Source organism: Paraburkholderia acidipaludis NBRC 101816, from assembly GCF_000684975.1.
In the GTDB taxonomy this organism is placed as follows: domain Bacteria; phylum Pseudomonadota; class Gammaproteobacteria; order Burkholderiales; family Burkholderiaceae; genus Paraburkholderia; species Paraburkholderia acidipaludis.
Genome location: NZ_BAXZ01000024.1, coordinates 116184 through 126978, shown reverse-complemented (window position 1 = coordinate 126978; position 10795 = coordinate 116184). Strand labels below are relative to the sequence as shown.

At 65.6% G+C, this 10795-nt stretch carries 12 protein-coding genes; 5 read left to right on the top strand and 7 right to left on the bottom strand.

Features of this window, described 5'->3' with window-relative positions:
- Positions 1-178: 178 nt before the first annotated feature.
- A complete protein-coding gene (rpoD, locus tag BAC01S_RS24325; protein ID WP_027797102.1) occupies positions 179-2155 on the bottom strand; it encodes an RNA polymerase sigma factor RpoD in 1977 nt (658 codons plus the stop codon).
- A gap of 543 nt (positions 2156-2698) precedes the next feature.
- On the bottom strand, positions 2699-3625 hold the full coding sequence (locus BAC01S_RS32470) for a LysR family transcriptional regulator (protein ID WP_043203508.1): 927 nt from the start codon (positions 3623-3625) through the stop codon (positions 2699-2701).
- Between the two features lie 211 nt (positions 3626-3836).
- On the opposite strand from BAC01S_RS32470, the gene BAC01S_RS24315 reads away from it, so the two are divergent.
- Entirely contained in the window at positions 3837-4508 is a 672-nt protein-coding gene (locus BAC01S_RS24315; RefSeq protein WP_027797101.1) for a peroxiredoxin-like family protein, read from the top strand.
- 298 nt (positions 4509-4806) lie between these two features.
- Here BAC01S_RS24315 and BAC01S_RS24310 read toward each other — a convergent pair whose 3' ends face one another.
- Entirely contained in the window at positions 4807-5148 is a 342-nt protein-coding gene (locus BAC01S_RS24310) for a helix-turn-helix domain-containing protein (RefSeq protein ID WP_027797100.1), read from the bottom strand.
- Positions 5149-5227: 79 nt separating this feature from the next.
- On the opposite strand from BAC01S_RS24310, the gene BAC01S_RS32465 reads away from it, so the two are divergent.
- From BAC01S_RS32465 to BAC01S_RS32460, 3 genes are all read left to right on the top strand, one after another.
- On the top strand, positions 5228-6127 hold the full coding sequence (locus BAC01S_RS32465; protein ID WP_245616668.1) for a hypothetical protein: 900 nt from the start codon (positions 5228-5230) through the stop codon (positions 6125-6127).
- Positions 6075-6323 (top strand): hypothetical protein, encoded by a 249-nt coding sequence (locus BAC01S_RS24300; RefSeq protein WP_027797099.1) that lies wholly within the window; start codon positions 6075-6077, stop codon positions 6321-6323. Before BAC01S_RS32465 ends, BAC01S_RS24300 begins: the two co-directional genes overlap by 53 nt.
- 166 nt (positions 6324-6489) lie before the next feature.
- Positions 6490-6741, top strand: coding sequence for a hypothetical protein (locus BAC01S_RS32460; RefSeq protein WP_156954528.1), 252 nt, complete (start codon positions 6490-6492; stop codon positions 6739-6741).
- A gap of 45 nt (positions 6742-6786) precedes the next feature.
- Here BAC01S_RS32460 and BAC01S_RS24290 read toward each other — a convergent pair whose 3' ends face one another.
- From BAC01S_RS24290 to BAC01S_RS24280, 3 genes are all read right to left on the bottom strand, one after another.
- Positions 6787-7146: a copper resistance CopC family protein gene (locus tag BAC01S_RS24290; RefSeq protein WP_043203505.1), complete on the bottom strand. Its 360-nt coding sequence runs from the start codon at positions 7144-7146 to the stop codon at positions 6787-6789.
- A 21-nt stretch (positions 7147-7167) separates the two neighbouring features.
- Complete coding sequence (locus tag BAC01S_RS24285) at positions 7168-8091, bottom strand: transporter (protein ID WP_027797096.1); 924 nt, start codon at positions 8089-8091, stop codon at positions 7168-7170.
- A 113-nt stretch (positions 8092-8204) separates the two neighbouring features.
- Entirely contained in the window at positions 8205-8579 is a 375-nt protein-coding gene (locus BAC01S_RS24280) for a DUF2946 domain-containing protein (protein ID WP_027797095.1), read from the bottom strand.
- 196 nt (positions 8580-8775) lie between these two features.
- Between BAC01S_RS24280 and BAC01S_RS24275 the strand changes: the two genes are divergently transcribed.
- On the top strand, positions 8776-9210 hold the full coding sequence (locus tag BAC01S_RS24275; protein ID WP_027797094.1) for a cupin domain-containing protein: 435 nt from the start codon (positions 8776-8778) through the stop codon (positions 9208-9210).
- Positions 9211-9248: 38 nt separating this feature from the next.
- On the opposite strand, the gene BAC01S_RS24270 is transcribed toward BAC01S_RS24275, so the two are convergent.
- The gene (locus tag BAC01S_RS24270; RefSeq protein ID WP_027797093.1) at positions 9249-10601 is read right to left on the bottom strand and encodes a polyhydroxyalkanoate depolymerase; all 1353 of its coding nucleotides are present in this window, start codon (positions 10599-10601) and stop codon (positions 9249-9251) included.
- Between the last annotated feature and the right edge of the window lie 194 nt (positions 10602-10795).

Below are 10795 nucleotides of genomic sequence, written 5' to 3'. Positions count from 1 at the left end.
TTCAGATATGCAGAAGAGACCCGTTGCGTCCTGAGCTGAGCTATGAGCGTAGTTTCTTCCGGCCCGTCCTCGGGTAATTCGCACGATCCGTCGCAAACCCGACGTTCAAACAAAAAGGCCCGTCACAACCGTGACGGGCCTTTCCACAAATAACTTCAATCAGCACAACGAAAACCGCTCAACGCTCCAGGAACGGCCGCAGCTTGTCGGCCCGGCTCGGGTGCATGAGCTTGCGCATCGCCTTGCTTTCGATCTGGCGGATACGCTCGCGCGTCACGTCGAACTGCTTGCCCACTTCTTCGAGCGTGTGATCCGACGTCGTGTCGATGCCGTAGCGCATGCGCAGCACCTTCGCCTCGCGCGGCGACAAAGCCTTCAGCGCTTCGTCGATCGCAGCGCGCATGTTCGCGTGGATCGCGGCATCGGCCGGCGAAGCCGAACCGGCGTCCTCGATCATGTCGCCAAGCGTCGCATCGCCGTCGTCGCCCACCGGGCTTTCCAGCGAGACCGGCTGCTTCGCGATCTTCAGGATGCCGCGCACCTTCTCTTCGGTCATGCCCATGCGCGCAGCCAGATCCGCCGGATGCGCTTCCATGCCCGTTTGCTGCAGGATCTCGCGCGAGATGCGGTTCAGCTTGTTGATCGTCTCGATCATGTGCACCGGCACGCGGATCGTGCGTGCCTGGTCGGCCAGCGCACGCGTCACGGCCTGGCGCACCCACCACGTGGCGTACGTCGAGAACTTCCAGCCGCGACGATATTCGAACTTGTCCACCGCCTTCATCAGGCCGATGTTGCCTTCCTGGATGAGGTCGAGGAATTGCATGCCGCGGTTCACGTACTTCTTCGCGATCGAGATCACGAGACGCAGGTTGGCCTTCACCATCTCGCCCTTCGCCTGGCGCATCTTCGCTTCGGCGGCGGTCATGCGGCGGTTGATGGCCTTGATCTGCTGGAGCGAGAGCGAGGCGGCGGCTTCGATCTCGGCGAGCTTGCGCTGTTCGGACTGGATGGCCGGCAGGCTGCGTTCCATCGCGGGACCATACTTGCTCGACTTCGCAGCTATGCGCGTGGTCCAGTCGAGGTCGGTCTCGTGGCTCGGGAACTGCTCGACAAAGGTCTCGCGCGGCATGCCGCAGCGATCCACCACGATATTCAGCACGTTGCGCTCGATCGCGCGGATTTGCGCCACCTGAGCCTGCAGCAGCTGGCAGAGGCGGTCGATGGTCCGTGCCGTGAAACGGATCGGCGCGAGTTCGCGCTGGATCTCTTCGCAGATCTTCATCTCGGCGGCCGATGCACGCGCTTCCGAATCGGTCGTGCACGACATCTGGTCGAAGAGGGCGCGCACGCGCGCGAAGATTGCGAGGCTGTTCGCCTTCAGCTGCGCGAGTTGCGCTTCATTGGCCTTGCTTGCGGCGTCCTCGCCGTCCTCTTCGTCGGAACCGTCGCCTTCTTCGGCGTCGTCGGCCTGGGCTTCGATCTCGACGTTTTCTTCGGCGTCGGCCATTTCGGCTTCGGCTGCCGGCTCGTCGCTGCCGATGCCGTCGACGAGTTCGTCGATGCGCATCTCTTCTGCGGCGATGCGGTCGGCGTCCGCGAGGATCGTCGCGACGATCGACGGGCACGCCGCGATCGCCTGAATCATTTCCTGCAGACCGTCTTCGATGCGCTTCGCGACTTCGATTTCGCCGGCGCGCGTGAGCAGTTCGCTCGAGCCCATTTCCCGCATATACATGCGCACGGGGTCGGTCGTGCGGCCGAATTCCGAATCGACGGTCGAGAGCGCGACTTCGACTTCCTCGTCCGCCTCGTCGTCGCTTTGCGTGTCCGCGCGCGCTTCGTCGTTGAGCAGCAGCGTTTCAGCGTCGGGCGCCTGCTCGTAGACTTGCACGCCCATGTCGTTGAACGTGGCAACGATCGTTTCGAGTGCGGCCGTCTGCGCGAAGTTATCGGGCAGATGGTCGTTGATGTCGGCGTGCGTCAAATAGCCGCGTTCGCGGCCGAGCTTGATCAGCGCCCGCATCTGGTGCTGACGCTTTTCGAGTTGCGAGCTTGTGTCCAACTGAGTCGTATCGCCGGCCTTCTCTTTCGAGGCGCGGCGGGCAGGGCGGGCAGACGAGGCCAGCACGTCGTCCCGGTCATGGCTTGTCAATACGTTCTCCTTGAAGAGGGGGCCTGACAAGGGCAAAAAGAGTCACGCGCCAGCGGCGTTGCGTCCTGGCGAAGACGAAATTGCAGGGGAGTGGGCGGGGGCGAATGCCGGTTCCGCCGGGCGAACGCCAGACGCACAGGGCGTAAGGCGGCCTGAATTTTCGTGCAATGCAGAAAGATCGCGTATGGTAGTGCGTTACGCCATGCGAGGCAACCTGAATCGTCGTGTGTAACGCACAGTTTCGCATTCACATAGGGTCGGATTGCAACGCCGACAGAACCGCACCGGCTTCCAGGCGATTTTCGACGCCGGAAAGTGCGGCGGGCTCGATCGAATCCTCCGATCAATAAACGTGCGCACCGCTTTCCGGCCCTCGATCGCGAATGGCGACCCTATGATGAACGCGTTCGCCCGACAACTGGTTGACCGCCGCAACGTCCAGCAAAAGCGTGGCGCCGCTGAGCGCCTGTGTCACAACTGAGGCCTTGAACGCCGAATACAAGCCGCCTGTCGTGCCATGTACGCCAGCACCTTCCGTGCCGATCAGGCTTCACGCGCTGCGGCGGCGCCCGTCAAGTTCAGTACCGGGCCGAGTGTCTCTTCGATATAGCTCACGAGCGCGCGCGTGCGTGCACTGACCATGCGTCCGGTCGGGAAGACGGCCCAGAGCGCGACCGGCGGCAACGACCAGTCGTCGAGCACGGCGACGACTTCGCCGCTGCGAAGCTCGTTCAGGAACATCCATCTGGAGGCAATGGCGACGCCCGATCCGGCCAGCACGGCCGCCCGCACACCTTCGGCGGCGCTCACGGTAAGGCGTCCCTTCACGGCAACCGACACTTCCGTGCTGCCGCGCCTGAATGTCCACGACCGGCCGCCGCCGCGCTGGTTGTAGATCACCGCGCGGTGCTGCGCGAGATCCGTGGGCGTGCGGGGCGCTCCCACCCTCGCAAAGTAGGCGGGCGTGCCCACCACGAGACGCGGCCCTTCGCCGAGCTTGCGGGCCGTCATGGTCGAATCGTCGAGCGTGCCCATGCGCAGCGCGACGTCGATGCCCTCTTCGACGAGATCGATGTTGCGATCGTCCAGCACCACGTCGAGATCGACTTCGGGGTACAGCGCCAGAAAGCCTTCGAGCGCCGGGATGAGATGGAGCCGCGCGAACGTGACGGCCGCGCAGATGCGCACCGTTCCCGAAAGGCTCGCTCCTGCGCCACGACGGGCCGCGAGTTCGGCTTCGTCGGCGGCGTCGATGGCGGTTCTGGCGTGCTCGTAGAGGCGCTGGCCCGCGTCGGTGGGCGTGAGCCCGCGGGTCGAGCGCAGCAGCAGCCGCACGCCAAGCCGCTCCTCAAGCAGGGCGATCGACTTCGAAACGGCGGGCTGCCCAACGCCCAGGCGGCGAGCCGCCGACGAGAACGAGCCGGTCTCGATCACGCTGACGAACGTTTCCATGGCGGCCAAACGATCCATGCTGTTTCCGGACTCAAATGGGGGATGCGGAAAATCTAGCACGGACTTCCGGCGGCATTGGCCGGGGCCGCCATGTCGAAGAGGAATAGCTCCTATGAGCCGTGCCCTGCTACCGGCCGGGATGCGGGACGCCGAAGATGAGGCCGTCGCTTCGGTCCGTTCGCTGCGGGCGAAGCGGGATCTCAAATTCGCACACCAAAGGAGCACGAACATGTCGCTGCAAGCCAGACTCGACGCTTTCAAGGCCGACTTCCGCGCGGGCAAACCACCGTACAACGCCCCACCCGAAATTCACCCGATCATGGAGCGCGCCACCGACGAACTCATTGCTTCCGGCCAGGCCTCGCGAGCGCTGAAGGCGGGCGACCACGCTCCGGCCTTCACGCTGCGCGACCCGAACGGCGAGGAGGTCTCGTCGGCCGATCTGCTCGCGAAGGGGCCGCTCGTCATCACGTTTTATCGCGGTGTGTGGTGTCCCTACTGCAATATGGAACTACAGGCGCTGCAGGAGACGCTGCCGCAGATCGAAGCGCTGGGCGCGAGCCTTGTCGCCATCTCGCCACAGAATCCGGTGAACAGCCGCAAATCGGTGCGGCAGAACGAGCTGGGCTTTCCGATTCTCTCGGACGCTCACAACGAAGTCGCTCTGGCGTTCGGGCTGCGTTTCGCACTGCCGGACTATCTGGTGGCGCTCTACCAGAAGCTCGGCAACGATCTGCCGACCGTGAACGGCGACCCGAGCTGGACTTTGCCGATGCCGGCGCGCTACGTGATCGGCCAGGACGGCGTGATTCTCTATTCGGAGGTCAACCCGGACTACACGCACCGCCCCGAGCCGTCCGATCTGCTGCCCGTGCTGCAGCGCGCCCGCGCGACGGCCTGAGGTAGCACCGAAGCGAGGCGCGAGAGGCGCAAGGTAACCGGATTTGGGATCTGGCGACCTTGCGGGCCGGAACGCGGCGCACGGCGCGGCTTTCCGAGGGCCGCGCAACGCGTTTCCGACGGAATTTCTCTGATGAATCGGCCCCTTTCCGGGGCCGATTTCCCATAACCGGTGACCTTTCGAGGCTTCGCCCTCGTCCACCTGGCGACCTGTGCGGTCGTTATCCCTGCTTTTCCTTCCGGGCCGCCGGGTGCTGCTACCTGCTGCGGCTGTCTATCGGTCACCTACCGCGGGTCATCTACCGCGTCCGTCCGCTCATCTCCTTCAATCCGTTGATCACGACGAGCAGCGCGCGACCGTGCTCTTCGGATCCGTCCCACGCTTCGACGATGGCGTTGCGCAGCAAGTCGTTATAGGCAGCGTCGTGCCGCCCGGCGGGCGGCGGTTTGACGCCGTAGAAACTGCATAGCTTATTGAATGACGCGCTCCGGCGCAGCCGGCGCCCGTTCGACGACCGAAGCCGCGAAACGGTAGGCTGGCTAACCCCCGAAAGCCGCGCTATTTCGCTGGCAGAGCGAGTATCCGCCGACAGCCGTTTCAATAGCTCCTGCACGGGAAAATGTTTGTCTGGGGCTTCCATGTCATGCATTATACCTATACAGTAACGGTTATTGAATTGCTCGGCGAACTGGCCGGGCCGATGTATTCCGAGGAAGTCGATGGCACTGAAACACCTACCGCCCACCTTTTGCTGGTCCCGATCCGGATCGGAGACCGGGGAAGATCTCGCTACGCTCATGCTGCGCAAGGAGTGGGAGCGCAGGCTGGGCGGCGGGCGGTTCCTGTGGGGCATCAGCCAGTCGCTCGGCAACAGCGCGCAGGTCGCGGCGCTGCGCACGGGCTCGCTGCTCGCGCTCTTTTCACCTTCGGCAGGCCGGCCGCGCCACGTGCCGCGCAAGCGCGAAGACGCGCTGGTATGGAATGCCTGGGTCGATGCGGGCGGGCAGGTGCGGCAACTACCCATGCATGTGTTCGTGGCAAGCCGCACGACGTGGCCTTCGGGGCGTGCGCGCGATCACCATTACGCACTGGTGTGCGCCTCGCCCACCGAACTGAGCATCGGCAGCAGCCTCGGCGTCTGTCCTGAACGGTTGCGCAGCGTGAGCACCGGCAAGGCGCCGTGCGTGTCGCAAGCCACCGTCGTGGTCGATCGCATGGAGCGCGCGGGAGAGCCTGCGGCGGCGGGCAAACCGTATCCTGTTGCGCTGGGTGTCGAGCTCGAGGCACCGTACTTCGTGCGCCTCACGCAGCCCACGCTCGTCAAGGCGCGCGATCTCGCGTCGATTCACGAGGCCGTGCGCAACGGCGATTTCGAGGCCTATGCCGACCTCACGAAGCGCATGCGCAGCCAGCCGGCCACGCAGCAAGCGCGCGGCTTCACGCGCGATCTCTTCGATATGTCTCCGCTCGAGCCGCTCGTCGCAGCCCGGCACGGGGGCGCACGTTCACGGGCACGCAGCGTTGCGCGCGTAACCGACTGGACGCAACTGACGATGGAACTCTTCCATGGCGATCATCACCCGTTCACGAGAAGCCGAGGCCGCGCAACGCTTCGTTGAAGCGACCCGCAATGTGGAGACGGCCTTTCGCGCCGTTCGCGGCGAGGCCGAATTCGACGTCTCATCGATGGCTCGTGGAGCCGCACAGTCGCGCCTCGACCACGCGCTGGACGAGCTCGCGCGCGCCGAGGCGTTGTTCGACTCGGTAGTCAGCGTGCAGGGGCGCCGGAGTGCGCCGAATCATCTGGATACCTGAGCAATTAGGCCGGCCGTGACCCGCGAAGCCGCCCAGACCGGTGTGGGACCGATGGCGCTGGAGCAGCATTCGCGCCACGCGAGCGGATCGTTCCGACCCCCTCGCCGTCTCGCTCTTGCGAGTTCCTCGCGAAGGCGGCGCCCGGCAGTCGCCTGGCGCTGCCTACGTGCGCCGGGATTTTCTGGAGAGGGTGCCGCTGGAAGGCCAGGACGTGTTCTTTCGTCGTTTCGTGGCGAAGCACGGCATCTGGCGGTACGGTGTCGATCCGGTAGAACTGGCCTCGTTGCTCGCGTCTTACGGCTGGCGCGCGATCGATGCCCCGGAGCCGGCCGAGCTTGCGCGGCGCTACATCGCGCCAACGGGCCGTACGCTCGTCTGCCTGCCGATCGAGCGATCGGTCTACGCGGAGCGCATCTGAAAGCGAGGCGGCGGCGCGCGGCCGCCGCTGGCCGGATTACCGGCCTTATTTCACCGTGAACGAGTAATGGCCCTGCGTGCGATGCCCGTCCGCGGCGACGGCCACCCACGCGACCGTATAGACGCCCGGCGTCAGCGCATCGAGGCCCACCGACATGTGTTTGTTGTCCGAAGCGTCGACTGCGGATTTGCCACTCGTGACGGACTTGCCCTGAGCATCGGTAACGGCGATCGAGCTGAACGCGGGCTCGAGCGCGTCGTCGAATTCAATGGCCACGTCCTTTTGCGTGGTCGGCACGGTGGCGCCCGCGGAAGGCTCCTGGTGCTTCGGATAGGCATGCGCGTACGCAAGCTGGCAGGCGGCGACGAAAAGCGCGGCAACGGTGGCGCGCGCGGCGGTGTGCAGTTCACAGATAGTCTCCTTCGATCAGAAGAGGGGTTTGCCCAGCGAATTCGGGAAGCTGTCGTCGAAATACAGGTGGGCGTCGAGCAGCACGCCGACGTGATTGCCGGTCAGGCGGTTGACCGGAATCTCCGCTTCGACGCCGAGCTGCCCGTAGCGGTTGAGCCACAGGAAGCCCGGGTTGATGGTCCCGGTCGTCTGCCCCGAACATGCCCCCGCCGTGCAGGTGGCCATCGGCGCTTCGACAACAAGGTACAGGTTGCTGAACGGCTGCGGCAACCCAAGATCCTTCACCTCCTGCTGCAGGTAAGGAATGCTGTATTGCAGGGTGAACGCCCAGCCGAACGAATTCGGCCCTTCCGCCGAGGTCGCGGTCGTCAGGTTGGGCCCGATCTGGGCCGTCACGGCGAACGGTCTCAGGTAGCCTAGCGAGGCGGGCAGGTCGCCAAAGCCTTTGCCGAAGTAGACCGTAGGCGAGAAGGTGGAATACGGGTCGGCGACCGACTTCGCGCCCGTGCCGCCAATGGTGGCGAGCAGCCCGACCGACGCCATGAACTCGTGCCGGGCGTTCGCATAGACGAGGTATTTCGCGCCCACCGTCACGTCGTCCCAGCCCTTGGCCGAATTGCCGCCTGGCGCGTTCTGGCTCACATAGTCGCTCTGCACGATCAGGTCGAGATTCTTCGTGATGAGCTTGTCCCACTCGTAGGAGACGGTGTTGGCGTTCATGTTGTCGCCGTCGTCGTCGGGCGACTTGATATGGCCGAACTGCGTGTCGAATTCGTCGCCCACGCCGGGGTCGTCCACGGTGAGCGTGGCCGGAAAGACGCGGTCGCCGACCACGGCGTGCGCGTGCGCGGCCGTCGGGCCGGCCGCGCACAGGACTGCGGCCGAGGCGAGCAGGGCGGCACGCGCAGGCGCGATATGCCGCCTGAAGTGCGTATGCATGTGATTTTTCCTGATGTGTATTTCCGAAGTCATGCGCGCGCGCATGACGGCCAGCCGCGGCTGCGGGTGCGGCGCGGCGTTCGGTTATTCGATTCGTTACCGGGTGGACCGGATCAGGAAAAGGCGGGCGGCGCGCGCGGTTGCGCGGTGGTATGGGTGGCCACAGCCCGGACTTCGGGCTTCGACGGCGCAACCGTCGCGCGTGCGACGGCGAGCGAGACGGCAAACGGCACGGACACGCCGGGGAGCACGGGCACATGCGCGAGCAGGCCGCAATACGGGCAAGCCTGCCAGTGCTGCGCGGGCGCATGCTGCCCGTTGTCCTGCGTAGCGCCCGCGCCGGCTTCGGCCGTGCAGTAAGTGGCGAGCGCGTTGCCCAGACGATGATGGGCGGCCAGCGTCTGCGAAACGGTCGGCGCGAGCGTGCTCAGCAGGATTGCAAGCAATCCGAGCAGGCTGCCGAGTTTCTGTAGGCGGATGCGTAGCATGCGGCGCGGGCGTGCGCCACGAAGGCGCGGTTCAGGTGCAGGCGAAGCGCGGCGCGGTGCAGCGTGGCGCGCTCGGGTGCGCCGATTATGCCACGCAAAGCCGAAGCGCTCGTGTGTGCGCGGCTATGCAGCGATTCGAGGCGATGGAACGGGAAATGCTTGTTTTCAGGCCGCCATTCTGAATGGGAGCCCGGCCATGGCCACGGAATTCGCCACTCGCTTTTCGCACGTCAAGCCGCAGGACACCGCATTCGAGAGCGGCGGCCTGCGTGACTTCTTCGTCTACCGCGATCTGGGTATCGCGGCGGCGACGCACGGCAAGGTCGTCGCGCAGCTCGTGCGCGCGAATCAGCCGCCCGAGCAGGGCACCGGCTGGCACCGGCACGAGGCCGACTTCCATATCGTCATCATGCTCAAGGGCTGGGCGCGCTTCATGTACGGCGAGCAGGAAACGCTCGTCGAGGCCGGCGATTGCGTGCATCAGGCGCCCGGCATCGCGCATTACCTCTTCGATTACTCGCCTGATATGGAGTACCTGGAAATCGTGAGCCCCGCGAACTTCGAGTCGATCGACGTCGAAGCGCCCTGCGCGGTCCCCGCGCCTACGCCGTGGCGCACCGCGAACGTTTGACATAGGGCACTACACCAGCCGCCACACCGGGCGCCGCTTCAGGTCTGCGCCGCCTTCGCGATGATGGCGGCGGTCCTGGCTTCAGCGTCGATGAGTTCGCGCAGGCTGCTTTGCTCGCCGTGCGCCCCGGCTTGCGAAGCCGAGGCGAAGCGGCGCACCCGCGGCTCGTGGTCGTGGATCGTCGCGCGCACCATGGGATAGATCTGCGATTCCCATTTGCGGCCGTTGAACACGCCGTAATGTCCCACGCCGGTCTGTACGTGATGTGTCTTCATGTACGGACGCAGCGCCGAACAGAGTTCCTGGGCGGCCACCGTCTGCCCCACGGCGCAGATGTCGTCCTTCTCGCCTTCGATCGTGAGGAGTGCCGTGTGGCGGATCGCATGCGGCTCGACGAGGCGCTCGCCCACCTTCAGCCTGCCGAGCGGCAGCGCGTATTGCTGGAATACCGAGCTCACGGTTTCGAGGTAGAACTCGGCGGTGAGGTCGGTGGTGGCGAAATATTCTTCGTAGAACATACGGATGGCGTCGGCCCTGGCCGGGTCGCCCTTCGCGCGTTCGCGGTGCAGATCGGCGAACGAGGCCGCATGCCGCTCCAGATTCATCGACATGAACGCGGTGAGCTGCACGAAGCCCGGGTAGACGCGCCGCTGCGCGCCGGCGAAGCCGCCCGGCACGACGCTGATGAGATTGCGCTCGAACCACTCGATGGGCTTGCTGTTCGCAAGATCGTTCACGCGCGTGGGATTCACGCGGCAGTCGATGGGGCCGGCCATCAGCGTCATGCTGGCGGGCTGCGATGGATCGTTGTCGGCGGCCATCAGCGAAACAGCCGCGAGCGCCGCCACCGTGGGCTGGCAGATCGCAACCAGATGAGCGTCCGGCCCGATGCGGCGAATGAACGCGATGACGTGCTCGACATATTCGTCGAAGCCGAAGCGGCCGGCCGCAAGCGGCACGTCGCGCGGATTGTGCCAGTCGGTGATATAGACGTCGTGGTCGGCGAGCATCGTGCGCACCGTGCCGCGCAGGAGGGTGGCGAAGTGCCCCGACATCGGCGCGACGATCAGCACGCGAGGCTGCGGCACGGCGCTGTCTTTGCGAAAGTGCAGCAGCGAGCCGAACGGCGTGCGTTTCACGTACTCCTCATGAATGGCCACGGGCTCGCCGTTCACATCGACCGTGCCGATGCCGAAAGGCGGCCGCGTATGCGTGAGGCCCATCATCTCGACGAGTTCGCAGCACGCGTCCAGGTGCCGCGCATCGAGGCCGAGACCTGCGGCGGCCTCGGGCCACGCGGCGAGGGCGGCGCGCACCGCCGAGGCGCCGGCGCGCCACGGGGCGCCAAGATCGGCGAAAGCCTGATAGAGCGGGTAGGCGAGCAGGTTCATGGGACGCAGACCGGGCAAAGGCCGCAGCGGGGACAGGCACGGGCAAGCAATACGTGAGCCAGCGCAGCGCCGGCGACTGGCACGACGCTTGCACCGAACCGCCTGCAAAGGCGGCGGCGCGGCCTCTCGAACGAGACTCGCAGGGCCGGGCGGTCGGCGCCGCGTCGCAAGTTGGTGCATGGCTTGCCGTTCGC